Source organism: Paenibacillus sp. CCS19 (assembly GCF_033239625.1).
Classification (GTDB): Bacteria; Bacillota; Bacilli; order Paenibacillales; family Paenibacillaceae; genus Paenibacillus_T.
In genome coordinates this window covers 1-26,840 of record NZ_BTCK01000001.1, presented here as the reverse complement: position 1 = coordinate 26,840, position 26,840 = coordinate 1, and the positions used below count along the sequence as shown (strand labels likewise).

At 48.9% G+C, this 26,840-nt stretch carries 26 protein-coding genes; 3 read left to right on the top strand and 23 right to left on the bottom strand.

The features are described 5' to 3' along the window. Nucleotides 1–10 precede the first annotated feature (10 nt). From SBI19_RS00130 to SBI19_RS00030, 21 genes are all read right to left on the bottom strand, one after another. Nucleotides 11–904: an RNA polymerase sigma-70 factor gene (locus SBI19_RS00130; protein WP_317964171.1), complete on the bottom strand. Its 894-nt coding sequence runs from the start codon at nucleotides 902–904 to the stop codon at nucleotides 11–13. After that, nucleotides 894–2,219, bottom strand: a complete 1,326-nt coding sequence (locus tag SBI19_RS00125; protein ID WP_317964170.1) for a phytoene desaturase family protein — start codon at nucleotides 2,217–2,219, stop codon at nucleotides 894–896. Before SBI19_RS00125 ends, SBI19_RS00130 begins: the two co-directional genes overlap by 11 nt. 176 nt (nucleotides 2,220–2,395) lie before the next feature. Further along, nucleotides 2,396–3,037, bottom strand: coding sequence for a hypothetical protein (locus SBI19_RS00120; protein WP_317964169.1), 642 nt, complete (start codon nucleotides 3,035–3,037; stop codon nucleotides 2,396–2,398). Nucleotides 3,038–3,474: 437 nt separating this feature from the next. Next, nucleotides 3,475–3,801 (bottom strand): YciI family protein, encoded by a 327-nt coding sequence (locus SBI19_RS00115; RefSeq protein ID WP_317964168.1) that lies wholly within the window; start codon nucleotides 3,799–3,801, stop codon nucleotides 3,475–3,477. Nucleotides 3,802–3,913: 112 nt separating this feature from the next. Then, on the bottom strand, nucleotides 3,914–4,336 hold the full coding sequence (locus tag SBI19_RS00110) for a DUF1801 domain-containing protein (protein WP_317964167.1): 423 nt from the start codon (nucleotides 4,334–4,336) through the stop codon (nucleotides 3,914–3,916). Nucleotides 4,337–4,430: 94 nt separating this feature from the next. Continuing rightward, on the bottom strand, nucleotides 4,431–6,101 hold the full coding sequence (locus tag SBI19_RS00105) for a glycerol-3-phosphate dehydrogenase/oxidase (RefSeq protein WP_317964166.1): 1,671 nt from the start codon (nucleotides 6,099–6,101) through the stop codon (nucleotides 4,431–4,433). A gap of 162 nt (nucleotides 6,102–6,263) precedes the next feature. After that, nucleotides 6,264–7,742 (bottom strand): glycerol kinase GlpK, encoded by a 1,479-nt coding sequence (gene glpK, locus SBI19_RS00100; RefSeq protein WP_317964575.1) that lies wholly within the window; start codon nucleotides 7,740–7,742, stop codon nucleotides 6,264–6,266. An 18-nt stretch (nucleotides 7,743–7,760) separates the two neighbouring features. Next, the gene (locus SBI19_RS00095) at nucleotides 7,761–8,339 is read right to left on the bottom strand and encodes a glycerol-3-phosphate responsive antiterminator (RefSeq protein ID WP_317964165.1); all 579 of its coding nucleotides are present in this window, start codon (nucleotides 8,337–8,339) and stop codon (nucleotides 7,761–7,763) included. Between the two features lie 198 nt (nucleotides 8,340–8,537). Beyond that, nucleotides 8,538–10,370 (bottom strand): WG repeat-containing protein, encoded by a 1,833-nt coding sequence (locus SBI19_RS00090; protein ID WP_317964164.1) that lies wholly within the window; start codon nucleotides 10,368–10,370, stop codon nucleotides 8,538–8,540. Nucleotides 10,371–10,469: 99 nt separating this feature from the next. Next, nucleotides 10,470–11,255, bottom strand: coding sequence for a hypothetical protein (locus SBI19_RS00085; RefSeq protein ID WP_317964163.1), 786 nt, complete (start codon nucleotides 11,253–11,255; stop codon nucleotides 10,470–10,472). Between the two features lie 155 nt (nucleotides 11,256–11,410). Continuing rightward, nucleotides 11,411–11,797, bottom strand: coding sequence for a YciI family protein (locus tag SBI19_RS00080; protein ID WP_317964162.1), 387 nt, complete (start codon nucleotides 11,795–11,797; stop codon nucleotides 11,411–11,413). 192 nt (nucleotides 11,798–11,989) lie between these two features. After that, a complete protein-coding gene (locus tag SBI19_RS00075) occupies nucleotides 11,990–13,219 on the bottom strand; it encodes an RNA polymerase sigma factor (protein ID WP_317964161.1) in 1,230 nt (409 codons plus the stop codon). 5 nt (nucleotides 13,220–13,224) lie between these two features. Beyond that, the gene (locus SBI19_RS00070) at nucleotides 13,225–13,572 is read right to left on the bottom strand and encodes a YciI family protein (protein WP_317964160.1); all 348 of its coding nucleotides are present in this window, start codon (nucleotides 13,570–13,572) and stop codon (nucleotides 13,225–13,227) included. An 85-nt stretch (nucleotides 13,573–13,657) separates the two neighbouring features. Next, nucleotides 13,658–14,554: a phosphotransferase family protein gene (locus SBI19_RS00065; RefSeq protein ID WP_317964159.1), complete on the bottom strand. Its 897-nt coding sequence runs from the start codon at nucleotides 14,552–14,554 to the stop codon at nucleotides 13,658–13,660. A 288-nt stretch (nucleotides 14,555–14,842) separates the two neighbouring features. Further along, the gene (locus tag SBI19_RS00060; RefSeq protein ID WP_317964158.1) at nucleotides 14,843–15,130 is read right to left on the bottom strand and encodes a hypothetical protein; all 288 of its coding nucleotides are present in this window, start codon (nucleotides 15,128–15,130) and stop codon (nucleotides 14,843–14,845) included. 169 nt (nucleotides 15,131–15,299) lie between these two features. After that, nucleotides 15,300–15,746: a hypothetical protein gene (locus SBI19_RS00055; protein WP_317964157.1), complete on the bottom strand. Its 447-nt coding sequence runs from the start codon at nucleotides 15,744–15,746 to the stop codon at nucleotides 15,300–15,302. A gap of 173 nt (nucleotides 15,747–15,919) precedes the next feature. Further along, nucleotides 15,920–18,010: a HelD family protein gene (locus tag SBI19_RS00050; RefSeq protein ID WP_317964156.1), complete on the bottom strand. Its 2,091-nt coding sequence runs from the start codon at nucleotides 18,008–18,010 to the stop codon at nucleotides 15,920–15,922. A 190-nt stretch (nucleotides 18,011–18,200) separates the two neighbouring features. Continuing rightward, nucleotides 18,201–19,154 carry a glycoside hydrolase family 43 protein gene (locus SBI19_RS00045; protein WP_317964155.1) on the bottom strand — a complete coding sequence of 318 codons (954 nt, stop codon included), beginning with the start codon at nucleotides 19,152–19,154 and terminating at the stop codon, nucleotides 18,201–18,203. 59 nt (nucleotides 19,155–19,213) lie between these two features. Next, the gene (locus SBI19_RS00040) at nucleotides 19,214–20,017 is read right to left on the bottom strand and encodes a carbohydrate ABC transporter permease (RefSeq protein WP_483312220.1); all 804 of its coding nucleotides are present in this window, start codon (nucleotides 20,015–20,017) and stop codon (nucleotides 19,214–19,216) included. Between the two features lie 46 nt (nucleotides 20,018–20,063). After that, nucleotides 20,064–20,960 carry a carbohydrate ABC transporter permease gene (locus SBI19_RS00035; protein WP_317964153.1) on the bottom strand — a complete coding sequence of 299 codons (897 nt, stop codon included), beginning with the start codon at nucleotides 20,958–20,960 and terminating at the stop codon, nucleotides 20,064–20,066. 136 nt (nucleotides 20,961–21,096) lie between these two features. After that, nucleotides 21,097–22,431 carry an ABC transporter substrate-binding protein gene (locus SBI19_RS00030; protein ID WP_317964152.1) on the bottom strand — a complete coding sequence of 445 codons (1,335 nt, stop codon included), beginning with the start codon at nucleotides 22,429–22,431 and terminating at the stop codon, nucleotides 21,097–21,099. Nucleotides 22,432–22,693: 262 nt separating this feature from the next. Between SBI19_RS00030 and SBI19_RS00025 the strand changes: the two genes are divergently transcribed. Together SBI19_RS00025 and SBI19_RS00020 are read left to right on the top strand one after the other, a co-directional pair. Continuing rightward, nucleotides 22,694–23,761: a GntR family transcriptional regulator gene (locus SBI19_RS00025; protein ID WP_317964151.1), complete on the top strand. Its 1,068-nt coding sequence runs from the start codon at nucleotides 22,694–22,696 to the stop codon at nucleotides 23,759–23,761. 97 nt (nucleotides 23,762–23,858) lie between these two features. Continuing rightward, complete coding sequence (locus tag SBI19_RS00020) at nucleotides 23,859–24,425, top strand: Gmad2 immunoglobulin-like domain-containing protein (protein ID WP_317964150.1); 567 nt, start codon at nucleotides 23,859–23,861, stop codon at nucleotides 24,423–24,425. Nucleotides 24,426–24,535: 110 nt separating this feature from the next. Here the strand turns inward: SBI19_RS00020 and SBI19_RS00015 are convergent, their stop codons facing one another. After that, nucleotides 24,536–24,802 carry a DUF1294 domain-containing protein gene (locus tag SBI19_RS00015; protein ID WP_317964149.1) on the bottom strand — a complete coding sequence of 89 codons (267 nt, stop codon included), beginning with the start codon at nucleotides 24,800–24,802 and terminating at the stop codon, nucleotides 24,536–24,538. A gap of 75 nt (nucleotides 24,803–24,877) precedes the next feature. On the opposite strand from SBI19_RS00015, the gene SBI19_RS00010 reads away from it, so the two are divergent. Beyond that, the gene (locus tag SBI19_RS00010) at nucleotides 24,878–25,600 is read left to right on the top strand and encodes a LysE family translocator (protein WP_483312219.1); all 723 of its coding nucleotides are present in this window, start codon (nucleotides 24,878–24,880) and stop codon (nucleotides 25,598–25,600) included. 27 nt (nucleotides 25,601–25,627) lie between these two features. Here the strand turns inward: SBI19_RS00010 and SBI19_RS00005 are convergent. Beyond that, nucleotides 25,628–26,840 (bottom strand): ATP-dependent helicase C-terminal domain-containing protein (locus SBI19_RS00005; RefSeq protein ID WP_317964147.1); only part of this gene is annotated, 1,213 nt, incomplete at its 5' end.

The following is a 26,840-nucleotide window of genomic DNA, read 5'->3' as shown; positions in this document are numbered from 1 at the left end:
TATATCCGCTTTATGCCCCGCTCAATTGCAAATGCTGCATCTTATCCGGATTCCGTAAGATATACATTCGCTGAACGCGATCATCTTGCATCTCGATGCTGACAATCGTCGGATAGGGTTCATAGCTGCTGTAGAGCACAACGCCAAGCTGCCCGTTGATTCGAACAAGGCGCATGGAACCTTGACCATTCTCCTTAGCCATAATCCCTTGAATGAATGCCAATACACGCTGGCTCGATGTGATCGGTCTGATCGCTGCCAATACCTTACCGCCACCATCGTTGTACAGCACGATGTCATCGGCAAGCATCGCGAAGAGTCCCTTCATATCTCCTGTAGCCGTCGCGTGAATAAATTGCATGACAAGCTTCTCCGACTGGTCGCTGGCCGCAAGATCGACCTGCGGCCTGTCTTCTTGAATTTTGCGTTTGAGGCGGCTGTAGATCTGGCGGCATCCGGTCTCGGATTTTTGTACGAAATCCGCGATATCGCTGTAATCGAATTCGAAAGCCTCACGCAGGATGAATACAGCCCGTTCGATCGGTGTCAGCCTCTCGAGTAAGAAGAGGAAAGCATATGAGATCGTATCCTCCAACACAATTCGTTGGAGCGGATCCTGTGTTGCATAATCTTGTACGAGCGGCTCCGGCAGCCAAGGGCCGACATAAACCTCTCTCTTGGTTCGAGCCGACTTCAAGAAGTCCAGACAGCGGTTCGTAACCATTTTGCACAAATAGGATTTAAGGTTGCGGACGGGTCCGCCTTCATGATGGATGTCCTGCTGTTGAATGGTTACGAACGTATCTTGCACCAAATCCTCTGCATGCGTAACCGATCCTAGCATCCGATACGCGAGGGATAGCAGCAGTGGTCGATACGTCAAATAGGCAGAATCAAGCTCCACGATATATCCCTTCCTCACCCTTGTCTTGTTTATTCCCTGCAAGTATATGACTTGCAGCTTCCTTGGCACTTATCAGTGATGCGTTGAGCAGCATCCCTTCAGAACCAACCCAATCTCCAATCACATACAAACCCGGCCGGCTTTCGACTGCAGCCCCTGGTCTGTTCGGGAGTCCCCCGGTCGCGGCAGTCACGAGCCCGTGAGAGACTGTCATATGCGGCAGAAATCTCTTCTCAATGACATACTTGCGCCATCCTGGTTGTATCTCGTCGAGGAAGTTGTTTAGCTCTTGTTCATCTTTTCTAGCATCTGTGCGCTCGCCAGGCGTCAGATACTTCATGACATGGATAACCGAATGGGACGGATTATCCGTTAAGGTTGCCCCAGCCGAATGATTCGAGTAATACAACGGATAATCTGCACCTAACACAAACTTCACCTTCGGCCGAGGCATTCCGGATACAACGAGATCCAGGCATGCTGCTTGAATCGGAATCAGCTGCTGATAGACAGCCTCTTCCTCTCGACTAGGCGCGGGATTGAGGTAAGACATCGTATTCGCCGGTCCAGCGGTAGATATAACATGACGGGCGTTCGCAATGGTTCCATCTTTGAAAGTGACGGCCATATTCGGGCGGCTGCCTGCGATTTCTTGTACCGATGTGCTTGTTCGAATGGATACCCCTGCTTGCCGCGCTTGCTCTGCGAGATCGTTCACGATGGACTGCCAGCCACCATTCACATACATGACTTGGGCTTGCTTAAGCTGTTCGATAACGGCTCCAGCGCTAATCCGATCAGGCGCCTCACTGTAAGTCGATACACGAACAAGCGCTCCCACGATGCTGCGCACGCGCGGACTCGCAATACGCGAATCCAAATAGGAGGACAGAGAAACGTTATGAAGGGTTGAAGTATCTTCCTTGCGGATACGGCTGTAGAAGCGGATGAGCTCAACTTTCTCCTGAAAAGCAAGGAACGATCCAAGCAATAACTGAACGAGCGGCACCGTTTTGTTCTTGCCGTTCGCATCGCGGAACAGGAACATGCCTGGCGGTTTGGCCGATGCCCCCTGCGGTTTGACTCCAACCTCATGGAGAATGGGCAGCGCGCTTCTATAGAGTGCATGCGGACCTAGATTGACTCGGGCAGCTGCCATCTCCGTTGTAGCCGCACGCCCTCCGATCTGCGAAGCTCTGTCGACCAGAAGAACGGACTTTCCTGCTTTTGCTAGATAAATCGAAGCCGTCAACCCAGCAGCACCCGCTCCGATTACGACGACGTCCCACATAGCCTCACTGCTATTTTGTACCATATCCATCATTCCTTTCAAGTCATATATTTGCAAGCCTTATATGTACATGACGATTAACTGAAATGATCTGTGACAACGCAGCGGGTAATATAGCATTAAATTAGTTATGCAAAAAAAGGGCTATCCTTTACGGACGACCCTTCTACGGATTCTTATTTCATTAGTTCATGCGTGCATCACAATCCGAAATGGTCGCGAACGAGTCTAAATTGCTCTTCCACACTTAAACTCGCTGTTCTTTCAATAGTTGAGATGCCGTGACGTATACATGCCTCTCGAATATCACGGGAGAACGTCTTCATATTGTTATTACCGTTCTTAATGGTATCTGCCGGATTCGTTGTAAGATTAATGACGTCCAGAATCATTCGATGATCCTCTCGGAAAAAATAAAGCCGCTCGATTTCCTCATCCGACGTATAAAGACAGATCATTCTTTCCTTCGGGATAAAGGGTAAAATTCGCTCTGGCATAATACCCAAGTCGATAATAATCGGACGATCCGCAGGCATTCTCAGCAGATCGATGACGAAGAACTCCATCATTTCCTCGACAATCTGTACGAGCCATCTGCAATGTTCATCGTTAGGCTTGTTAAACCACTTCTCCCAATCCAGTCCGGGATGAGGATATTGAAGAGCCGGATACTCCCAAGCACTGGTGAATGGACGATATTTCATGACATCATCCTCAAGCGTCTGGAAACCTAATTCCTCAACGAACTTCTTCGTCATCGTGGTCTTGCCCGCGCAGCAACCACCGTTCAACCAATGCACATGTTTTAATTGTTCTTTCAAATACTCGTTATTAACTTTCATATTTCTCCTCCTCAAAATTTAATTTTGAGGAAGCTGACGGATTCTAATCGGCTTTCGGTAGAAATGAAAATACATTTTGGATCCTCCTTATCGGGAAGTAGCTAAAGGATACTATTTTTTACATGTAAATTCTAACCTTTTATAAACGATTACACATCCCTCGTTCTGATGATACTCTTATTCCGAGCGCCAGGCGTTTTTAATCATTGCAAAGATACTAATAAGAACAACGGTTAGGTGAAATACTCTATATGGATAATATAGGAGGTGACCTTAATCATGAGCGATAAAACGAAGCCTAATAAACACAGTCCAAAGACTAGCCCCTCACGTTCTAACGATCCAAGCAACCAAGGAAAACCTAATGCGCAGAAGTAATGACAAAACCCGGTCTACTAGACCGGGTTGGGTTTTGTTAAATAAGAAACAACCATTGTTTATTTCGGCAAGACCGCCATCATCGGATAAAATTCCGTCGTCATCAATCCCGCGATGACAGCTGGATCCTCTGCGATGAGTTTCGCAACTTGATCTGCATGCTCAACTTCAATGATCGCGAGACCATGGGGATCGTCCGGTTTGCGAACAGGACCGAATACCAGTGCAATCCCCTGCCTCTGTTTGTCCGTCCAATAGCCGATGTGCTCGTGCATAATGCTCCGCTCTTCTGCCGTCATATCTTGATGAAACGTTATTCTTGGCGGCGTTGACCATAACATAAAGTGCAGTTTTGCCTCAGTATTGTTTGTGCTATTATCCGACATACCTTCAGCCTCCATCTCTCTAATTTGTATGTAAACTCGACTCGATGTGATAAATATCATTATACCCTAAACAACCATTCGCTTTGTTCGTCTATTGACGATGTCGCTATGGTTAATTTTCTGGGTACAGCTTCTGTAAGTACATCACCGATTGCTGAATCAACGCTCGAAGCACATCCACGTTGATGTCCTCCAGCTTATTCACATAGACGCATGCTTTAGCAGCCGTATATTTGCCGAAATGTTCGAGCAGCGCTTCACGATCCGGATCGCCCGGAGCAAAGTAAAGACTGGTCTTCGCTTTACGCGGGGAGAAACCGACTAGCGGGGCGTCGCCTTCATGACCGGATGCGTATTTGTAATGATAAGACCCGAAGCCAATTATGCTCGGCCCCCACATTCGAGCCGGATAACCCGTCGTCTCTGTGAAGATGTCCAGCAAGCGAAAGGCATCCTCGCGCTTCTTAACGTTATCTACTAGCTCGATGAACTCGATCACGCTGTTGTCGTTTTGCTTTGTTTTCAACTCGTACATGCCGGCACCTCACTGCTCTATTAGTACTCTGATTATAAAATAAATAAGAAGCCCAGACCATGCCTCATGATCTGAGCTTCTTATCCTTTATTCCTTATATCCCTTGCGATTCGCTTCCCTTCGATGCGCCAGCCAGTTCAAGCTCAACCTCTTGCGCATACTCGCGCTTCTGCTCCTCGGAATAAGTCAACCACTCGGCCATGAACGCTATTACTGCATCCTTCCAGCGTCGTGCCCAGTCGATGTCGAACAGAATAGCGCCCGTTCTCCGCATAAGGAAGTCTACAGGTTTCACTGCCATTTCCTCTTCGATTGCGTACAGCAGCTCCGCCCGCAGGTCAATCGGAAGATCCACTGAGCTGCCGCTGCCCTTCCCGCTCTGAATCAGATTGTGAATAACGGTCACATTCGAGCCGTAACGGCGGGCTAACTTCTCCGACATCTTCTTCGACAAGCCGAGCTTCTCTCCAGCCGCTGTCATCTTGTTGACGTAGGAGAGGAATTGGCGGGACCCGCCTACATCGCCGCCGGATATCGGCAGCGTCTTCGTGCTGCACGGTTTGAACGTCCTGCCAGCCAGTTTATGAAGTTTAGTCGCCAGATGATCGGTTACCGTTTCTGCCATTTTGCGATAACCTGTCAGCTTGCCGCCTGCGATTGTAATCAGACCGGAAGGAGAAACGAATATCTCGTCACGCCGTGACACTTCCGATGGCGATTTGCCTTCTTCATAAATCAGAGGACGCAATCCCGCCCAGCTGGACTCGACGTCCTCTGCACTCAATTGAAGATCCGGGAACATGCCATTAGCAGCAGCCAATATATAATCCCGATCCTCTTCACTCATGCGTGGATGAACGGTATCGCCTTTATAATCCGTATCCGTCGTGCCGACGTACGTTTTGCCGTCGCGAGGAATAGCAAACACCATTCGTCCGTCCGGTGTATCGAAATATATAGCCTGGCGGAGCGGGAATCGGCGTCCGTCGAACACGAGGTGAACGCCTTTCGTAAGCCGCAGCGTCTTGCCCTGCTTCGAGCGATCCAACTCGCGAAGCGTATCGACCCAAGGGCCGGTTGCATTGACGATCTGGCGCGCCTTGATTCGATACGTTTCACCAGTAATCAAGTCACGAGCGAGAACCCCGATAAGCTTGCCCTCGTCATATAGAAGCTCTTCAGCTTTCACATAGTTTGCGGCTTGCGCTCCCGCTTCTACTGCTTTCTTCATGACCTCGATCGTCAAGCGAGCATCATCCGTCCGATACTCCACATAGTAACCGCCGCCCTTTAGGCCATCACGACGAAGCAGCGGTTCCTTAGCCAGCGTCGCTTCTTTGCTAAGCATTTTGCGTCGTTCCTCGCGTTTGACTCCTGCCAGAAAATCGTATACGCGCAGCCCGATCGACGTGGAGAACGCACCGAACGTTCCGCCTTGATAGAACGGCAGCAGCATCCATTCGGGCGTCGTTACATGCGGACCGTTCTCGTATACGACCGCACGCTCTTTCCCGACTTCTGCAACCATCTTCACTTCGAACTGTTTCAAATACCGCAGTCCACCATGGACGAGCTTCGTCGAACGGCTCGAAGTCCCGGCTGCGAAATCCTGCATCTCGATCAATGCCGTGGACATTCCCCGCTTCCGAGCATCAAGAGCGATGCCTGCACCTGTAATCCCGCCGCCAACGATGAGTACGTCGAATTGTTCCTGTTCCAATCTGGAGAGCCGATTATAGCGTTCTGTTGCAAGGTTTCTATTCATAAGTTATCCCTCATTTGTCATATTGTTTGCAGTAAAAAAGAACCACATTCATCCCGCCGCGCAAGCGCAGCGGGAACAAACGTGGTTCTCCCGATCTCCTACCGTATATTAACTTGTAAGTGTCATAATTGCATTGCATTTATATATTATACAGCTGGACGCTCATGGCTTGAACGCCATAGCGGCATTGACAGCTTTCTTCCAACCTGCATATAGAGCATCCCGCTCGTTCTCCGGCATCGTCGGCGCGAACGTCCGCTCCAGCTTCCAGCCTTCGGCTATCTCCTGCTTATCCGCCCAATAGCCAACGGCAAGCCCAGCCAGATACGCCGCTCCCAGCGCGGTCGTCTCGTTAACGACGGGACGCTGGACCGCAGCTCCAAGCAGATCGCTCTGGAACTGCATAAGGAAATCATTGCGCACCGCGCCGCCGTCCACGCGCAAGCCCTTGACGGGCAGACCCGAATCACGAGACATGACGTCCAGCACATCCTTGCTCTGATAAGCGAGCGATTCCAGCGTTGCCCGTATGAAGTGCTCCTTCGAAGTTCCCCGCGTGAGTCCGAATACGGCTCCTCGTACATCGCTGTCCCAATAAGGTGTGCCCATGCCGACGAAAGCGGGCACGACATAGACGCCGTCCGAAGATGTTACACGTTCCGCATAACTTTCGCTGTCTGAAGTCTGCTTCAGCATTCGAAGACCGTCCCGCAGCCATTGGATCGCGGATCCCGCTACGAATACGCTGCCTTCCAGCGCATATTGTACCTTGCCGTCGATCCCCCAGGCGATCGTCGTGAGCAGTCCATGCTCAGAGCGAACCGCCTCTTCGCCCGTGTTCATAAGCATGAAACAGCCAGTACCGTACGTGTTCTTGGCCATGCCTTTCTCGTAGCAGGCCTGACCGAACAATGCAGCCTGCTGATCGCCTGCAATACCGGCAATCGGCACTTCGAACCCGAAGAAGTGGTGCTTGATCGTGTGGCCGTAAACCTCCGATGAAGGACGAACCTCAGGGAGCATGGACGCTGGAACGTCCAGAATGCGGAGCAATTCCTCATCCCAAGTCAGCTCGTGAATATTGTAGAGGAGCGTTCTTGATGCATTGGAATAATCGGTGACGTGAACTTTGCCTCCGGTCAGCTTCCATACGAGCCAAGAATCGATCGTACCGAATAGCAAATCGCCATTCTCCGCTTTCTCTCTGGCTCCCTCAACGTGATCAAGCAGCCATTTGATCTTCGTTCCGGAGAAATAAGGATCGATCAGCAAGCCTGTTTTCTCATGGAATAACTGCTCATGCCCTTGTCGCTTCAGCTCTTCGCAACTATCATGCGTTTGTCTAGACTGCCACACGATCGCATGATGAATCGGTCGGCTCGTATGGCGGTCCCATACGACTGCCGTCTCCCGCTGATTCGTAATGCCGATCGCTTCGATCTGCTCAGGAAGAACATCAGCCTTGGACAGCGAAGCCGCAATTACGCCAAGCACCGAAACCCAAATTTCGTTGGCGTCATGCTCTACCCAGCCCGGCTGCGGAAAATACTGCTTGATCTCCTGCTGCGCCGTACTGAAAATGTGTCCCTGTCGATCGAAAATAATGGCCCGAGAGCTTGTCGTCCCCTGATCGATCGCCATAATGTATTTGTGCGACACTTAGCGTTCCCCTTTCCGTCCCGTGTGCTCAAAATGTTTCCACAGCTCATAATTCGATGTTGTTACTGCAGATGCTCCTGCTTGCAGCGCCAGTTCCACGTCCTGTACGGTACGGATCAGGCCGCCTGCGAAGATCGGGATGCCCGTCCGCTGCGCCACCTCGGTGATGATATGTGGAATAACGCCTGGAAGAACTTCAATGAAATCCGGTTTCGTCCTCTCAAACATGGCATAGCTCTTTTCCAAAGCGTTCGTATCGAGTAGAAACAGTCTCTGAATCGCCAGCAGTCCGTTCTGCTTCGTCTTCGCAATAACGCCTGCCCGCGTGGAGACAATGCCTGCCGGTTTGACAACCTGGCATAAGTACTCTGCCGCGTATTCGTCATTCTTCAGCCCTTCGATCAGATCCGCATGCAAAATCGGCTTCTTGCCATGCGATTTGGCCAGATCGACAACCGGCCGGATTTGGCTGATGTGGGTGTCCAGAATGACGATATATTCGTACGACAGCTTGATAAGCTTCTCCAGATCCTTCACTTTCCGGGCAGCAGGCAATATGCTCTGGTTATGAAAGCTCATGTTGTCCTCTCCCTCCGCTTGTCGGATTGGTCCATTGGCTTGCTTATATGACAAAAAAGGAGAACGACGAACTGACCCACCGGGGTCTAATTCGCGTGTTCTCCTTGTCTCCGCCACATCTATTAACTTGGGTTCATTATAAACGATACGGAAAGGAGTGTCTACATCAGTACGAATATTTGTGCTTCTTAACAGTGCCTAATAACTTTTTACAGATAACCATACATTAGTCGGTCCGTAAACGAAATTACCGTCGCGATCGATATAGCCGCTTTGGTCTTGACCAGGCCGATTGTGCGGATCATAGATTTCAACATAAGCCAGCCCGTTTTTAAATGGCAATGCATAATCGAAAGCGGCAGGAATTACCCATTTTCCTTTCTCATCGATAAAACCGTATTTCCCGTCTTTTCTCATTGGCAGCAAGCCCTCGCTGAATCCGATTAACGGACCATACATGCTGCCTTGCTGAAGCTTACTTATTATTGTTCCTTTCGAGTCCAGTATTTGGTACTCGCCTTGCACAGTACGGACAATCGTCTTTCCTTCGGAGTAAGGAAGAGCCTCACTATTTATCGGAGGAATAATGAGCTTGCCCGAGGTGTTGACGAAACCATACCGCACGATAGAATAATCGCCTTTGATGGGATATTTGACCACTCGAATCAAGCCGTCACGGATGTAACCATCTTCAAATCCGTAAGAGGATCTTCCCACTATTTTGCCTGTTGAATCGATAATTAGATATTTGGAGTCTGTCGTATGCACGGCAGCGAGGCCGCCTTCAAAATCATACGCCCTAGAGAATGGACCGGGAATGGCGACTTTACCTTGCTTGTCGATATACATGTATTCCCCGTTCTTATTAACAGCTGCAAATCCATCGCTGAATCGCCAAGCATATTCGAATTGAAATGGGATTTGCATTTTCCCTCGGATATCCATAAAGCCATACTTTTGATTACCCTCGGTAAACGTATTCTCTCCTACACCGACTAGCCCCTCTTCGAATAGATAAGCGGAATGATTTAAGGCATCTGTAATGACATCGCCTTTTTTATTAATAACCTTCCATTCTCCATCGTATACAGAGGCAACACCCTCCGAGAAGTCATATGCTTGAGCGTATATCTGAGGGATTACAACATCTCCATCACGGTTCATATACCCGCATTTATTATCGTACCCTGCATATTTGCAGACTTTAAACAATGGAGCTTTATCTTTCACTGTGTAATTGAGAAGCTGCTGTTTGCCATCTTCCCGGTAATGAATCGAGAACCAGCCCATGAGCTTAGAGAGCTGCACATAACTATGCCCGTTATGCATAACAACGCCTGATTGCGCTTTGTTCGGATCCGCTACAATCGGTTTTCCTTCTCTGATTAAAGTTAGTTTCCCTTTGGCGTAGGAGAGCTGAATTTGAAGCAGCTCAGCGATTTCTTTCAAATCGTAGTAGACGATATTGTTCCTTGTTATCGGCATATTCACAAGCTGAACTTTGTCCCCATTAACAACAACGACCTCGCTCGTATTAGTCAACTTGACCGCTGAATAAGAAACGGGAATGGAGCGATTTTTCCAAGTCACAATTTGTTTCGTCGCAACGGAATTTAGAGGATTATCGTTAAGAATGACGGAGGCTATATTCCGATTGAAGCTAAGCGGCTCAATGCTTACAACTTGATTATCCTCTAGATCCACGTGGCTTAATTGCTTTAGTGACGATAATGGCGTGAGATCCACGATCCGGTTGTGAGAAAGATAGAGGGTCTTTAAATTCGTCAGCAGCTCCAAGCCCTGTAAACTCTCGATGCCGTAGTCTCTTACGTCCAAGCTTTCAATTAATGACAAGTTCAGAGACGTAAGATCATTCGTATGAAGCTGTTGCGAAATCGCTTGTCTTAATCCTGGGTCTCGAATGGCATCTTGTGCCTTATTTGCTGCGTGACCTACCTCTCCCATTAGAGAAGCAATCAGAGCCGCAACTAAGAGAATTCGACCGTAAAGCTTAAATGTACCGTGTTCCAAAATTGCTTCACCCTCGATCGTAAATGTTCTTCTACTCCTTCCAGATTCCACATATCTGTTAATTACCCTTTTTTTATTTGATATTCGTTCATCGTCTTCTTATGTCCTAATGGAGCGGTGATGTTCAGCTAACCGCCTGATTTCCGCGCTCATTCTGTCGTTAACCGGATACACTTCTTCCAGGTAACGAAGAATATGCAGCGCCGATTCCGGGGTTCGTTCGTAACCGAGCATCATATCGCCAACTCGTTGTGCGAAGGAAGGGAACCTCTTCTCCATTCTCCGTTCCGCTCCGAACACATCTGGGAAATACGCTTCCTCCTTCTCTAACAGATGGAGTACTGATAAAATGCTGTCCACGGCATAACTCTGAACGAATCGCGACGCAGATAATTTCTCTCCTCGGGCGTATCGGCATAATCCTACGTACAAGTTGGTCAACGCTTCATTGAGCGAAAAATCCAATCCCTCTCTTCTATGCGCCTCCGTTCCGCTTCCGCCTTTAGCGATTTCGGGCTTCTCGTATTTGGAATCCATCCAGATGATTCTACCCTCTGCGTACGCGATATGGTTCATCTCGTCTTCCTCGAAGATGGCATATTCGCCATAGATCCCGTCCTCGAACAAGACCTTGTATCCATCCGCCGTATTCCGGAAACTGTACGCAAGCGGATGTACTTCCTCCAGCCAATCCAAATGCTCGATATACGCCTGCTTATACCCCGGTTTCACGATTACGAAGAAGTCCAAGTCCGAATATTCATCTATGCGCTCCGTTTCGACCCCAACCGATCCGAGTCCTAATAGGAGCAGCGCCTCACCTCTCCGCTCAAGTACGCCCCCAATTTCATCGAGCCTAGTTAACAGCTGTTCCTTCGTCGCCATCTCTAATATCCTCCCTTAAGCTAAAGCAAAAAAGGCCCAACCTCAACAGCAGCGAGGTTGAACCTTTCGGTTGCATAGCCTTTAAATTACTTTTACAGTATGGGATAAACGAATTACTGTCAAGACTTTCCTGCTAATTGAGCGCTGAAGCCGAACTAACCTTTCGGGTAATCTCTCGATTCAAAATAGTGGATCGGTCGAATCTCAATCCCCCATCCAAATTGTTCGCCTGTACCCACTTGTACGGTCGGATGTAAAGAAGCTATCCGGATCGCTTCCTCCATATCCCGTGCTTCTATAAGAAAAGCGCTGCCGATCAGCTCCTTCGTTTCGATGAATGGGCCGTCCATAACCCTTATCTTCCCATTCTCTCGCCGCAAACATTTCGATTCAGCTCCGAGACCTGCATCAACAATGACTTGGCCGCTCTCATAGAAATTGTTGAGGTGAGGCGGACATTCCTGCATGATCATTTCAATCTCATCCTTTGGGCGCGCATCCATTTTGCCATGATCCAAGTAACCCAAACACAGAAATTTCATCTTCTCGACTCCTTTAATGATAGATTGAACAACTAGGGGATCTATTCAATCGACGAACGATAGGCAGCAGAATCGACATACCTTTTAAGTTAATTTTAAAAATAACGAAGGTCGATTCCTATCTACAAGTAAAATAGCTATCCCTGATACGGATAGCCATTTCGTCGGTATCATTTTATTCAAAAGTTGATACTAAGCATCTAACGCGGAAGCTTGACGATCTAGAAACTGTCGAACAGCAGCATCGGTGCATAATCCAATCGCACGGCTATAAGCAGAGCGGGCAGCTTCCACTCGGTTCAATGACTTGTACAAATGACCTGCGAGCGCCCAATAAGGCTGATAGTTCACCACTTCTTCCAACGGTATGGCTTCCAGTAAGCGAATGCCTTGTTCCACGCCATAAGCCTCAGCTACAGCTGCAACCCGCCCGACGAATGCACCTAGTGTCGGATGAATGCGAACAAGCCCCTCATATAACTGAGCAATCGCCACCCACTCCGTACGACCCGTCAACAGACGTTGTGCATGCACCGATTGAATAGCTGCCATAAGTTGAAAACGACCCATTCTACCCGCCTGCGAAGCGGTATGTAGATGATTCTCTGCCTCCATGATCAACCGTTGATCCCATAGCTTGCAATCTTGGTCATAGAGGGGAATATAATTCCCCTCGTCATCATAACGCGCACCGCGTCGCGCCTCGCAGTGAAGCATGAGCGCTAACAGACCGTAAATCTCCGGTTCGCGGAGACCGTAACGGAGAAGCATTTTCCCTAAATAAATCGCTTCCCCAGCCAATTGATGACGAGACGAATCAACACTGGCTGCCTCGTCCCACCCGCTCCCGTAAGCGGCATAGATGGCTTCCAATACGGAATCGAGACGATACGGGATTTCATCTGCATCGGGCATTTCAAAGGTAAGACGTTCGGCACGGATTTTGGCTTTGGCCCGCGTAAGCCGCTGTCCCATAGTGGAGGGCTTGACGATGAAGGCGGACGCGATACGAACTGCATCAATGCCAAGCACCGTCTGGAGCATAAGCGGCGTTCGCATCATAGGATCAATAGCCGGATGCGTGCACAGAAACATCATCTTCAGTCGTTCATCCGGGAAAGCTGCGTTTGAAGTAGTCTGAAGCTGTATATCCTCAGACATGGCGTGTAGCGTCTGCAGCGCATTGTCGGAAATACGGGTACGACGTGCCCGGTCGATCAGTCGCCTACGTGCAGCAGTAATCAGCCAAGCTTCGGGTTTATCCGGAATGCCGCCATTCGGCCACGTTTCGAGCGCGGAGAGAAAAGCGTCTCCAATCGCATCTTCAACCGCCTGCAGGTCTCTCCAATTGACAGCCAGATAGGAGAGCAATCGGCCATAAGCATCCCGAGCCGTTTCTTCAATGACCTGATTGATCTCCATAGCCATTATTTCAACGGAGGAATGTTTTGTCTGACTTCAACCGTATCGACAGGTGCGCGGGCAGCCCACTCTAATGCGGTGTCGATGTCCGGAACATCAATTACCATGATCCCGCCCAGCTGCTCTTTCGTCTCGGCAAACGGTCCGTCTTGCACCATCAGCTCGCCGCCCCGTCGCTTCATCGTGGCCGCTGTCTCCGGAGCGTAGAGTCCCGCACCGTACACGACAATTCCAGCCTCCTTCAAAGCACGCGTATAGTGGGTCCAGCCTGCCAAATAATGCTGCTGCCGCGCCGGATCCGTTCTTGCCGCAAAATCCTCTTCACTCTCGAACAACATCAACGCATACGTCATACCTAAATGCCTCCCAAGTACTGATTGATTTTAGTTTCGTTAATATGTCGTTCCGATTGATCGGATTTCTACAAGTGCGACAAATTTATTTTTCCAAACTCGGGCAACCTACGATCTTCTTTAAGGTAAGAATGTTTTCTTCAAGAAACGTTTGCTGCTTTTCAATGCCTCTGTTTTTACACCAAACAACTGCGCTGAATGAATCATAGAAATCATAAAAAGGCAGCACGTCATCAAGAGGCAGCATAGGACGAATCGACTGATAACCTTCCATATACGGCAGCTTAGTACTCGGATTAACTTCCCATATGTATCGATTCACTTTGGTAAAATCAATTTCAGTGGACCCGCCCCGAGCACTCTCGAAGTCAATGATGCCAGTAACCTTGTTATCGTTCACCAAGATATTACCGGGCCTAAAATCCATATGAACGATACACGGTCCATCAGGATCGGGCAAAGCATCGTAAATGCCGTCAAAATGATGAATACATCTTTCATACAGCTCCGGGGCGAGGATCTCTTGGCAAGGCGCTTTCCACTTGTCAAAATTATGCTTGATATGCAGTCTCCAATTATTGGGCTCAAGAACCTTGAATCCCTCGGTTGCATGGACACCATATCCCGGAGTTGTTACCTCATGGAGCATCGCATGATACGATCCGATTCGATAAGCAAGCTTCTCATCTATATTTGCTGTGCAATGCTTCCCCGGAATCGCCGAGAGAAGCAAAGCGCCAGTCGCACGTTCATCCCCATGCCAAATGTCCAGAACCTGCGGAACAGGAATGACTCCTTTCAATGTTTCGAGCATCTCAAATTCACGAACTAATTTATCTCGGTTAAACGGAATTTTTACATAAACGGTTTCACCGCTTGCCAGAGTAAGCTTGTATACCTCTGAACTATAAGACTCTGGAACATCTTCCACATGCAAGACGTTCAACTTCAGCTTCTCTATAACGTTTTGAACGGAACTCATAAGGCACCTCCTTTACACAAAACATCTCGTATATATACTGCTTTTGTCCGCAAAAAGATCGTCGAGTTGCTGCCAGCTCGCCATAAGTCCACTTCTAATATGTTTGGCAGATCTTATATCAACCGAACAATGTTTATAGGTTACATTCTACGGCCAAACAAAAAAAACCTTCCAAAATATAACTCTATACCTCAAGCAGCATAATTACGCATAGCAAAATGAGGGAGCAGCAAGCACTCCCTCGATTACAATCTTTTTATGTAACGAATTATTTCACACCATTGCTCGTCAAGGCTTCATGAAGTTTTTTGCCAGATGTTCTGCCTCAGGATTACGACTGCTCTTCTCATCGTTCTCGATCACATCGATTTTATAAACTTCCCCATCCTTTACAGCTTCATAAATAAAATTATAAGGATCGATCAAACCGGTGATCTCATGTCCGTATCCCTTCAAAAGGCGAGCGTAGTCCTCTGCATTCGGTTCCTCATTGTCCTCCAGGTATAGCAGTCCCCGAAGTTCCTTGACTTCCTTACCGTGAATCACTTTGAAGTGTACGATATGTTCCTTTTTCATCCCATTCACGCCTCCTTAAGGATAATGACGCTAATTCGTGATCGTGCCTTAACTCAACTGACTCTCTCTAATTATGGATGTTCACTGAGGTGAAAATCAAATCTCATAATTGCTCGGTACTTTCATGCAGCCACAAGAAAAAGCCATCCCTCGTGGGATAGCCTTCCGATTAGAAAGAGAAATAAGATTGCGTATGTTCGAACAAGGCTTTGCGATCCAGATTCGTTTTTTGGTCGCTGCCGCTCTGCTTCGACTCCAGATCCAACAAAGCAGCCTTGGCAATGTTCGCTCGATCTGCTCCCCAGATTTCAATCATGGATTCAATATGCGCAAGAGCAGCCGGCATCGGGTGCCTCTTTAATTTCATCCATACACTCGCCCATTTCACTAGGTCGAATTTGTGGATCGAATGGGGCAAAATAAACTCCGCTGCTCCCTTCTTATTCTCACCATAAATCATCAATAGTCCGCAGCCGCTGCTGTCTCCGGTTCCTTGTCTGTTTTCTTTCGCCCACTGCGGGTCAAACAGATACACTTCAATCAGATCAATCTTCGTGTTTCTTGAAACAATCGCTGGTTTTATCACATCCAGTGAAACATCGTATACTTGCTGCAATTTCCCGTCCACTCCCTGTCCGATGTTGTCTCGATGAAATGAATCTTACGATGTCTAAACTATGTTGTAAAGTTTAAACTTCTGGAATATTTCTCCCTTAAGGAAGCTTCCACTGATGAAAACGGAAAAGCGCACTAAGCAGCCTTAGTGCGCCTCTCCTTTCCCCCATTCAATTACACCGCTGCATCCGCCTTCACAAGCGGCGTCAATCCGCCGCGATGGAGCAGCTGCAGCTTGTGAAGCGCACGCGTGCAGCCGACATAGAGCAGCTTCGCATCGCCTTCGCGATACGCTTCTTCGCCAGCGTCCGCAATCAGCACCGCGTCGAACTCCAGCCCTTTGGACAAATAGACAGGGACGACAGTCAAACCACCCTTGTAAGCAGGTTGTTTACTCTGAACGATTGATGGCGTCAGACCAGCATTCTTCAGCACGCCATAGATCGTTTCACACTCCAGCGCAGTCCGGCCGATAACGGCAACGGTCTGGTAAACGCCCTCATCCAGCATCGCTTTCACCGAAGCAAGCAGCTGCGACTCCCATGAAGCTTCCTCGCATGGGATTACATCGACCGGCTCCCCGCTCCGGAATACCGGCGTTGCCGGCTTTACGCCACCGTCCATGCCCGCCAGAACGTGATTGGCGAACTCGATAATTTCCATCGTCGAGCGATAGCTGCGGTCAAGCTCGTAATAGCCAACAATCGCCGGGTCGAATAGATCCATCTGTTCACTCCAGCGTCGAACACCTGCATAATCGTGAATCCCCTGCTGCAAGTCGCCAAGCACCGTCATCGATGGTACGCGCTGACACAGCGCAAGCGCTTCAAGCTGCATTGGCGAATAGTCCTGTGCTTCGTCGATGACAATATGGTCGAACATCGGCGTGCCAAGACCATACATCCGAATGTGCAAATAGACAAGCGGCGCCAGGTCTTCCGGATCGACGACGCCAGCTTTCAACTGCTGAACCGTTCGCTTGGCAATCGCTTTCGGCACCTCGGCATGTGCATCCTTGCCGTCGAACAGCGTGCGATACAGCTGGGGCGCCGTGTAGGAAGGCATTTTCTTCACGTACGCATTGAGCTTCGTATTCGCCTTCGACTTCGCCGTCTTGTCGGTCAATCTGCGATCCTTCCACTCCGACTCCAGCCAACGCTTCATCCGGCTTGCAAGACGTTCCCGCCGCTTCATTAATGGCTCATCATCGCCATAATCGGTCTCGAACCATTCTCGAATGCGATCAGGCGACAGCGTAAGGCCCGGATGCGGCTCGAATGGAACTTCCGGCACCATCTTCCGTTCCACATCCTTCAGCTTCTCATCAAGCATCTGGCGGAACGCCGCGCGTCCCTTCCATCGGCCGGGCGCCTCATCGCGCTCCGCTTGCGTGCGTTTCTCTTCGAACCAATGCTCAAGCGTATCCGCTGCGCTCACAAGCTTCACTTCATGCTCCAGAAGCTCGATCGACCAATCTGCAAACGTCGTCTGAGCAATATCGCCAACGCCAAGCTCTGGCAGTACGCCGGATATATAATCGAGGAACATCGTATTCGGAGCAAAAATAATCATGCGATTCGCCGAGATCCGGCCTGCATAGCGATACAGCAGGTATGCGAGACGATGGAGCGCCACCGTGGTTTTACCGGAACCCGCTACCCCTTGAATGAACAACGCCTTGCTGCGCTCGGCACGAATAATGTTGTCCTGCTCCTCTTGAATCGTTGACACGATGTCGCGAAGCTTATTGTCCTTCGACTCGCCGAGGCGGTACAACAGAAACTCGTCTGCCGCCCCAACGTTGTCCGCACCGCGCACATAACTGTCGACGACACGCACGAGCTCTCGCTGACGAACGAGTATATTGCGCTTCAGCATAATTTCGCCCGTCTCCTCGCCCTCTGGCGATTCGTACGTTACGGGACTTTCACCGCCGCTGAACGAATAGAATAAGCTGGCAATCGGCGCACGCCAATCGATAACGAGCGGATTGACGCCCTCATCATCGCCGACTCCCGCTTTGCCAATATAAAGCGGCTTCACGCTGTTATCGTTCTCATGCTTGTAATCGATGCGGCCAAAATACGGCTCCTTCGCCGATACTTCCAGCCGCTGCCGCCGCTCCTCGCGCTGCGCGTCGAGTACTTGCTCCGTATAATCATTGCCGAGATACCGCGGACCGATCCCGCTTAACTGCCGATCAATTTCTTGAAGAGTGTGGGTTAGCCGCTGCTCTTCCTCCGGATGAATGCTTTGAACGGACATAACTACCTCCATCAAATGTGTGTCTTTTACTAACCGTTACGATATAAAAAGGATAAATAGAGTAACACTTTCCGGCCTACTATGCAACAAACAATACCATAAATTACGTTCCGCGGACAAAACAAGCGGCCTCGATATGATCGAGGCCGCAGGGCATACTAGTATTCAGATATCCCAATGGTACAAACGTTTACTGTGCAGAAAGCGCATAGGCTGCAACGGAGCTGCGGAAATCGGGTCTGCCGTCTTCCGTCCACAGAAGCTCCGCTACAAAGGTATGGCGATTCGGATCGTACAGCGGATCCCCTACAATGTCCTTATACGTTCTCGCATGGAACACAAACAACGTCTTCTCGCCGTCCGCCGACACCGTAAAGCTATTATGACCGGGACCGTACAGCGAGATGCTTTCATCTGTCCTGAGAACCGGCTCTTGCGACTTGCGCCAGGAGGCGGCATCGAGCAAATCCGCATCCGCATCGGCTTCGAGCAGGCCCATGCAATAATTGAAATCAGTAGCGGAAGCCGAGTAAGTGAGGAATACCCGATTGCCCTTGCGAACAAATGCCGCGCCTTCGTTCACTTTGTAGCCGATAATCTCCCATTCATATTCCGGCGTAGAAATCATCGTCTGAGGCCCCGTCAACGTCCACGGATTGCTCATTCTCGAAATGTACAGATTAGAGTTTCCTTCGATATTCGGATCCTTCTGTGCCCATACGTAATAGCGGCTGCCATTATGCTCGAAGGTAGTTGCATCGAGGGCGAAGCTTTCCCATGCGGTACGAACTTGACCTCTTTCCGTCCAGCTGCCTTCCAGCGGGTTGGCATTGTCATTCTCCAACACGTACATCCGATGGTCGAACAACCCATCCTTCGTTTCCGTCGTATGTGCGGCAGCGAAATAAACGTACCATTTGCCATCGATATAATGCAGTTCAGGCGCCCAAATATTAGCACTAAGGATACCCGTCTCACGCTTTCTCCAGACAACAACAGGAGTTGCCGTGACAAGCTCCTCCAGGTTATGTGCCCTACGGATTTCGATGCGATCATACTCTGGTACGGATGCGACGAAATAGTAATAACCGTCCGAATGTCGGTAAATGAATGGATCAGCTCTCTGCACGATCAAAGGTTTCATGGTGTATAACTCCTTTAGTTGGACTCTCCAGTCCATCGACTGCTTCATAAGTTTGAATACTAACCTTTAACAGCACCTGCAGTCATACCGTCGATGAAATATCTCTGGAATGCGATAAACAGGATGAATATCGGAATGATGGAGAAGAAGGAACCTACGATCAACAGGTCATAGTTATTGCCATAAGGCGTTAACAAGGTTTTCAAACCGATTGGAAGCGTAAATTTGCTTTGATCTCCGAGCACCATGAACGGCCACAACAGATTGTTCCAGCTATTCATACCGTTCAGAATGGCCATTGCCGCAAAGGAAGGCTTCATAATCGGCATAATCAGTCTGAAATAAATCGCATATTCGTTCGCGCCATCAACTCGCCCGGATTGAATAATCTCTTTGGGTATGCTTCTTAGATATTGCCTGAAGAAGAAGATCGTCCCGGCATTCGCTATACCCGGCAAAATGATTGCTGAATAGCTATTCACCAAATGCAAATCGTTAATTAGGCTGTACAAAGGTACGAGCAAGATCTCGAAAGGCACCATCATAATGAGCAAAACACATATAAACAGGAAATTTTTTCCTTTAAAATCATAAGCCGCAAAACCATATGCAACAAAAGCGCTTACAAATAGCGTAAGAACCACTTGTGCAATCGTTAAAAACATACTGTTCCAGAACCAGGTGAAATAATCATGTTGTCCGGTAAACAGATAGATGAAATTATCAAAACTCATAATGTTAAAATCCAAACTTAAGTTCAGACCATATCTTATTAAGGATTCACCTGGTTTAAAGGAAGATAAGGCCACAGCATAGAATGGAATCATAATGATAACGAATAGTACGACAAAGAAACAAATCATGACTATTCGTGCAATTAAGTTGTTCTTCGACTGACTTCCGCCCATTCTAATCCTCCTCCTTCTTGAACATTCCGCTGAATTTCAACTGCGTTAGATTGATAACCATAGCAATAACTAAGAGGACGATTCCAACTGCGGCTGCGTAACCCAGCTTATTCTTCTCGATCCCTTGTCTATACAGATATCCGACAATGGTTAAGCCAATATTTTTCGGTGAATTGTTACCGTTAAACATCATCAGGCTCTCGGTAAACATGGCTAGACCTGCATAAACGCTAATGGTCGTCACATATATCGTGGTCGGCTTCAATAATGGCATTGTAATGTTTTTGAACTTTTGCCAAGCAGATGCCCCGTCCATTGAAGCAGCCTCATAATATTCATTGTCAATGCTTTTCAAACCGGATAGATAGTACAGCATATTGACGCCTGTCCATCTCCAACATGCGAGTATTAACAGCGCTGCCATACTCCATTCTCCGTCTTTCAAATACTTGATAGGCTCTACGCCAAATAGACCTAGGAAGCTGTTCATTAATGAACCTTCCATTTCGCCGAACGTAAGGCGGAAGATGGTGCCCGCAACTGCGACAGAGGTCAACGCAGGGAGAAAGAACGAAGATTTGAAGAACTCTCTTCCCATCATGAGCTTACTGTTAATCATAACGGCAAATAACATTGGGAAAGGGATTAACAGCACTAAAGTTCCCAGCATGTATATTACGCTGTTCTTAATAGCTGTCAGAAACACTTTATCGGTCAATAATTTCGAATAATTCGCTTCACCGATCCACTTCGGATCCTGTCCCAACATCCGATCTTGAAAACTCATTAAGAATGAATTTGCAAGCGGGTAAGACCAGAATATCAAGAATATGAATATGAATGGCAGGACAAACACATATGGCGCAACTTTTTGAGAGTATACAAATTTCTTTATCATATTCTCAATCTCCCTTGATTGCGATTAAACCTGCCGACCACTATACCTGCCGACAGGTTTAATCAAAATCATTTACTTATAGTTCGTGTTCAAGAAGCCTTGATTGACAGCCGACTTTTTGAACTCCCTCTTATGGTTATTTCAATTCTTGTTCAATTGCCTCTTGCGCTTCGTCGAGTGCTTCCTTCACGTCTTTGCCATCCTCGAAGATCGCATTCAAAGTAACCGTATTGAAGACGTTGCCGATCGTCGGTGAAGCTTTAACGGATTTGATCGCTTTAATTTCGTCTTTGATTTCATTCAGCGTATCGAATGCGTTTGTTTTGAAGTATTGGACGTACTCGTTATCAGGGTTTTTCGTTACAGCCTCGTCTTTCCATACATCCATGTTGATTGGGTCGAATCCGAGCGTATTCCAGATTTCAGTCGTAGCTTCTTTCGAAAGCTTAGCGAAAGCTACAAATTCTTTAGCCAATTGAACGTTTTTACCGGTCTTAGTTACAACTGTGCCCGTACCGCCCAAACCAACGGAACGTGGGTTGCCAACTTCAAATACAGGCAGCGGAGCAATTGCATACTTGCCTTTAAGATCCTTCATTTCGTTAATGAAACGGGACATATACCATTCAGGCATCAATGCGCTTGCATAGTTGCCTTTGTTGTATTCGCCTTTCGCTTCTTCTGTATCCGGTTGTCCGCCTGGGATCGTATGAATGACATTGTTCTTCTGCAGGTCGACTAACATCTCAAGCGCTTTAATCATTTCTGGCGAGTTAACCTTCGGATTGCCATTCTCGTCTGTGAAATCAGAGTTTTGCTGAGCGAGCAGCAGCGACTCTTGCCACATTGCCGAAGTATCGGCAGTTCCTAAGTACTTGCCAGTCTTCTCGAATACTTTGATGCCTGCTTGCTTGTAATCTTCCCAAGTGATGATTTTCTTGTAGTCAACGCCTGCTGCTTCAAGAATTTCAGTGTTGTAGAAAGCAAGCGTAGCGCCTACGTGATAATCGAAGCCATACACTTGGTCAGCTTTGCTGTAGATCGCAACACGCGAAGGTACGACAACATCTTTGTATGGTGCGAATACATCATTCAAAGGCTCCAGCGGAACGTTGTCGCCTTCCAAGAATTTAGGGAATTGACCAAGCTCGATATCCGCGATATCAGGAGCGCCTTTGCCGCTTGTAACAGCCAATAAGAGCTTGTTATGCATATCATCGTAAGGCATAACCGATACATTCAATTTAATTTGTTTGTCTGGGTTCTCTTGGTTCCATAACCCCAGCATTTTATCCAAGTGCTTGCCGTGCAAATCTACGAATGTCCAGAATGACAATTCCGTTGCGTTCTCACCGGCATTAGCGCCTAGCTGCGTTGTTGTTTTTGAATCATCAGACTTACCACATGCAGACAATACCAGTGTCAAAATAAGGATTGTAACGATGGAAACTAAAGAACTGCGTTTTTTCATTTGTTCGTCATCCTCTCTTTTGTTGTTAAACGTTTAAAAATGGATTGACTAGTTAGCCATGTTAATTTAAGCGGTTACAATTTCGTCATTGGCTCCACTATCCTTAACATGCTTCTAACCGTTTAATGAAAAGACCCCTTCGTACTCCCTCTCAGATTAAGTGTTGTAAGCGCTTTACATTTTGTATTATAGTATATATGGAATATGGTTTATATAACCAATTGATTATAAAATCATAAAATTCATGAGGAGATGCGGCAAGTTGAAAAAGCTGGCGCTCTACAAGCAGATTCAAGAAGATATTGTGAGGAAGATTAAATCAGGGCTGCTTCGGCCAACGGACCGCATCCCTTCTGAGCAAGAACTAATGGACGAGTTCAAAGTAAGTAAAATTACAGTCAAGAACGCCTTGACCCTCCTAGCTGACGAAGGGTTAATCGTTCGCGTACAAGGCAAGGGAACCTTTGTGTCCGCCAACCTTAATGTTTATAACAACGACGCGCCACCCGTACGCAGCGTATCGTCCTTACCGCTCGTCGGCTACATCATTCCGACGATGAGAACTCGTGTTATTCAGAAGCTGGTCGACTACATGGAACAATTCCTGCAAGAAGCTGGACTCAGCATGGTGCTGAGCATCACGCGGGAGTCCTCCACGATCGAATCGAACGCCATTCGCACGCTGACGGATCTCGGTGTACAGGGGTTAGTCGTTTTTCCGACAGAAGATGAGAAGTATAATGAGTCGCTGCTGCGTCTATCGCTCGACAAATTCCCATGCGTGTTCATCGACCGGTATCTGCGCAATATTGAGACGTACACCATTACATCTGATAATTACGGCGGCGCGTACAAGGCTGTCTCCTATTTGCTGTCCAAGGGTCATCAGCGGATTGCGCTCATTTCGCCTGAGAATGCGAATTCCGCCATTGAAGACCGAACGTTGGGCTTCGAGAAAGCGTACACCGATCAAGGCATCTCGATCGACAAGAGCTTGTGGTGTCACATTCCTCTCGACATTCTGCGCGGCGAGCAAGCATTGGATTATGTAAGCAGCTTCTTACAGGAACGCAGCGGAATCACTGCAGCCTTCACCTTGACCGAGGAAACCGCACGGCTTGCATCGGCAGCCATCAGTCGTTTGAACAATGACACTACCATTGAATTGCTATCTTTCGATAATCCTCATCTAACAAACGTGGCGTATGTGCAGCAGGATGAACAGGAAATGGCACGAACAGCCGTAAAGCTGTTGAGTGAACAAATGGACAATATATACTCGCCCAAGAATGCCGTCATTCCTGTGCAGCTCATCTTCCCTAGCAGCTAGAGATAGGTGTCTTATTTATAACTCACCCGAATAGAATATAGCAATATGAGATAAAGGTGGGAGCAGTCTGAAATTTCGGAAAAGAATCAGAGGCTTTGTGGCAGGCTTGTTGGCGGGTTGTCTTCTCATGCTCGCCGTACCGACGTTTGCCGTCACGGTAAAGCAATATCTATTAGTCGAAGCGGGTTATCCCGTGTACGTCAACGGACAAGAGTACACGAGCGGAGAACAGCCGATTCTGAATTATCAAGGCAACACCTATGTTCCGATGCGATCGGTTGGCGATATTCTTGGTGCCGATGTACAATGGAACAGCGAGTTAAATCGGTCCGAAATCACCTACGGCGACGGCATCCCCCATGCGAACAATGCGTTCCGCCATCTTCAAACAACCGGTTCTAACGGACGTTACACCGTAACCGGAGAAGCGAGGGTTTTCGAAGCGGTCATGAACTACGTTGTTTTCGCTGGGAGTGATGTTGTGACCGAGGGTAACTACATGTTGAACGAAGGGGCGCCTGCTTGGTCCACGTTCAGCTTGGACATCGTCATTCCCGTTGATCAATTGCCTGCAGACGGAACGCTCCAGATCGAACTGTTCGAATACAGCGCCAAGGACGGCAGCCGAATTAACGTTATTCCGGTGGTGCTCGAGACCTTCTAAGCGTTTAGAAAGCGTTATAGAGTTCAACTAGAGCTTGGAGAAGTAAAAAAACGGTCCCTAGGGCCGTTTTTTGTTTGCAACCATATGTAGTCAATAGGCAGTGAGCTGTATTACGATAGTAGTACTTTCGACAGCAGGTACAAATGGACAAGCGCCATTGCAGGATAACCAAGCTTGAACGCTGCATGCTTCGTTTTGTGTCGGTACATCCGCATACCGGCTATGCCGCCGATAGCGCCGCCGATCATGCCGAGCGTCAATAACTGCTTCTCGGGGATGCGCCGGCCGTGTCTGCGAGCCTGCTGCTTGTCATGTTTCATCATTCCCCATAGAATGAAATTCACTGCTACATAATAAGCGATTAGGATAGGAATCATGGATCTTAAACCTCAATTCTTTGAAATTCTTACTACGACATCATCGCTGACTACCATGGAGGAACCTACATTATGATCGATTTACAAACTGCCGTCTCATTCGTCGCCGTCGCCATTGCGCTTACGCTTATGCCCGGGCCTGACATTCTCTTCGTCATCGCGCAGAGCATGAGCCGTTCTGCCCGAAGCGGCATTATGGTCGCGCTTGGTTTATGCACCGGGCTGCTCGTCCATACTTCATTGGCTGCGCTTGGCGTATCCGCCATCGTGCTCTCCTCTGAAGCTGCCTTCACCGCTATCAAATGGCTTGGAGCCGCTTATCTGCTCTACCTGGCTTGGAAGACGTGGCCGCGTAAGAAGTCGAATGATTTGTTAGATCAACAAACCTCATCGGATACAAATTCAGTAGAGAATGCCCTTGCTGAAACTACAGCAGCTGCTACTGCTATCAATAACCGTAATGATGCCATTCAGAAACAGGATGAGGTTACGCTCGGTGCACTCTATCGGCGCGGTATCTGGATGAACGTGCTCAATCCGAAGGTGTCGTTGTTCTTCTTGGCGCTCTTGCCCCAATTCGTATCCATCAATAACGGCAATGTTCCGTTCCAAATGATTCAGCTCGGCCTGCTGTTCATTGTACAAGCTCTAGTCGTGTTCAGCGCCGCTTCAATCGTTGCAGGTTGGCTCGGCGGATCGATCCAGCGCCGCTCGAACAAATGGAATAAGCGCCTCCCGATTATCGAGGCGCTTATCTATATAGCGCTTGCCGCTAACTTGGTGCTGCTGCATTTCTAAGCGTTGAATCCATGCGCTATCGGAGTTCTATGGCCGAGGTCGCACTCGATTCGTCGGCACCGCCGCGAACGGGTCATCCGGCCAATAATGTTTCGGATAACGAACCTTCAATTCCTTCTTCACTTCGAAATACGTATTCCGCCAGAAGTTCGCTAGATCCTGCGTTACTTGCACAGGCCGTTGTGCAGGTGACAGCAGGTGAAGCGTCAGCGGAAGCTTCCCCTTCGCAATCCTCGGCGTCTCCTGCAATCCGAACAATTCCTGCAGTTTGACCGCGAGCACGGGCTGCTCCGGATCCGTATAATCTATCGCAATTCGAGAGCCGCTCGGCACCGTCATGTGCGTCGGCATCAGCTCGTCCAATCGCTGTTTGTCGTTCCAGGACAACATCGCTTCCAGTACATGCATCATATTCAGCTTCTGCAGACCGTCACGGCTTCGAATTCCCGATACATGCGGCCCCAGCCAATCCTCCAATGATGCAAGCAGCGCTTCCTCTGACAAATCCGGCAGCTCTGTATCGTACTTGCGCATGACGCGAATGCGATCCCGCAGCTGCGAGGACTGTTTGTTCCATGGAAGGATCGAGGTTCCCTCTATTCGAACACCTTCTAATAACGCTTCGGAAACCTTTGTCTGGTCAGGCCTCGCCATCTGCTCTTCCTTCAACACGAGCGCACCGAACATAAGCTTGCGTCTTGCCCGCACCGCTTGCGCGCTGCGATCCCAGACGACAGATGCCTCTTCGGAGATGCGATCGCTGTGAAAGGCGTGCAGTTCGCTTTCTTCAAGATCTGCTGCGAGTACAATTCGACTCTCGCCGTCGGCATCCTCCATCTCGGATGCCGCGATATAAGCGGCGAATGACAGCGGCTGCGCCGGTGTCAGCACAGCGCCGCGGCCGCCTGCGAGCAGGAAGCGCCCGTCGCCGCGGCCTTGGCCGACGCGATCGGGATAAGCGAAGGCAAGCAGAGCGCCGAGCGACGGCTCGCGCGACGACGCGCGGGCTGGGAGCGAAGCGTCGGCGCTTCGCGATCGCGAAGATGCGTCTGCTCCGCGAGCAGAGCGCGGTGAGCCGTCGTCATTTGGTGACGACGGCGAAGCATTGGAGCCGCGCGATATTGGCGCGGCTGACGAGCCGCCGCCATGCGGCGCGTCGGCGCTGGGCGAAGCGCCAGCGCCATCCTGCGCGAGCGCGCGCTGCCATTGGCGCGCTTCCGCGAGCGCCTGGCGGGCGGCG

What these genes read in the sequence shown, in the direction of transcription:
- SBI19_RS00125 (WP_317964170.1), bottom strand. Translation starts at nt 2,219, where the DNA reads ATGGTACAAAATAGCAGTGAGGCTATGTGGGACGTCGTCGTAATCGGA.
- SBI19_RS00120 (WP_317964169.1), bottom strand. Translation starts at nt 3,037, where the DNA reads ATGAAAGTTAATAACGAGTATTTGAAAGAACAATTAAAACATGTGCAT.
- SBI19_RS00115 (WP_317964168.1), bottom strand. Translation starts at nt 3,801, where the DNA reads ATGTCGGATAATAGCACAAACAATACTGAGGCAAAACTGCACTTTATG.
- SBI19_RS00110 (WP_317964167.1), bottom strand. Translation starts at nt 4,336, where the DNA reads ATGTACGAGTTGAAAACAAAGCAAAACGACAACAGCGTGATCGAGTTC.
- SBI19_RS00105 (WP_317964166.1), bottom strand. Translation starts at nt 6,101, where the DNA reads ATGAATAGAAACCTTGCAACAGAACGCTATAATCGGCTCTCCAGATTG.
- glpK (WP_317964575.1), bottom strand. Translation starts at nt 7,742, where the DNA reads ATGGCGATCGATCAGGGGACGACAAGCTCTCGGGCCATTATTTTCGAT.
- SBI19_RS00095 (WP_317964165.1), bottom strand. Translation starts at nt 8,339, where the DNA reads ATGAGCTTTCATAACCAGAGCATATTGCCTGCTGCCCGGAAAGTGAAG.
- SBI19_RS00085 (WP_317964163.1), bottom strand. Translation starts at nt 11,255, where the DNA reads ATGGCGACGAAGGAACAGCTGTTAACTAGGCTCGATGAAATTGGGGGC.
- SBI19_RS00080 (WP_317964162.1), bottom strand. Translation starts at nt 11,797, where the DNA reads ATGAAATTTCTGTGTTTGGGTTACTTGGATCATGGCAAAATGGATGCG.
- SBI19_RS00075 (WP_317964161.1), bottom strand. Translation starts at nt 13,219, where the DNA reads ATGGAGATCAATCAGGTCATTGAAGAAACGGCTCGGGATGCTTATGGC.
- SBI19_RS00070 (WP_317964160.1), bottom strand. Translation starts at nt 13,572, where the DNA reads ATGACGTATGCGTTGATGTTGTTCGAGAGTGAAGAGGATTTTGCGGCA.
- SBI19_RS00065 (WP_317964159.1), bottom strand. Translation starts at nt 14,554, where the DNA reads ATGAGTTCCGTTCAAAACGTTATAGAGAAGCTGAAGTTGAACGTCTTG.
- SBI19_RS00060 (WP_317964158.1), bottom strand. Translation starts at nt 15,130, where the DNA reads ATGAAAAAGGAACATATCGTACACTTCAAAGTGATTCACGGTAAGGAA.
- SBI19_RS00050 (WP_317964156.1), bottom strand. Translation starts at nt 18,010, where the DNA reads ATGTCCGTTCAAAGCATTCATCCGGAGGAAGAGCAGCGGCTAACCCAC.
- SBI19_RS00045 (WP_317964155.1), bottom strand. Translation starts at nt 19,154, where the DNA reads ATGAAACCTTTGATCGTGCAGAGAGCTGATCCATTCATTTACCGACAT.
- SBI19_RS00040 (WP_483312220.1), bottom strand. Translation starts at nt 20,017, where the DNA reads ATGATTTGTTTCTTTGTCGTACTATTCGTTATCATTATGATTCCATTC.
- SBI19_RS00035 (WP_317964153.1), bottom strand. Translation starts at nt 20,960, where the DNA reads ATGATAAAGAAATTTGTATACTCTCAAAAAGTTGCGCCATATGTGTTT.
- SBI19_RS00030 (WP_317964152.1), bottom strand. Translation starts at nt 22,431, where the DNA reads ATGAAAAAACGCAGTTCTTTAGTTTCCATCGTTACAATCCTTATTTTG.
- SBI19_RS00015 (WP_317964149.1), bottom strand. Translation starts at nt 24,802, where the DNA reads ATGATTCCTATCCTAATCGCTTATTATGTAGCAGTGAATTTCATTCTA.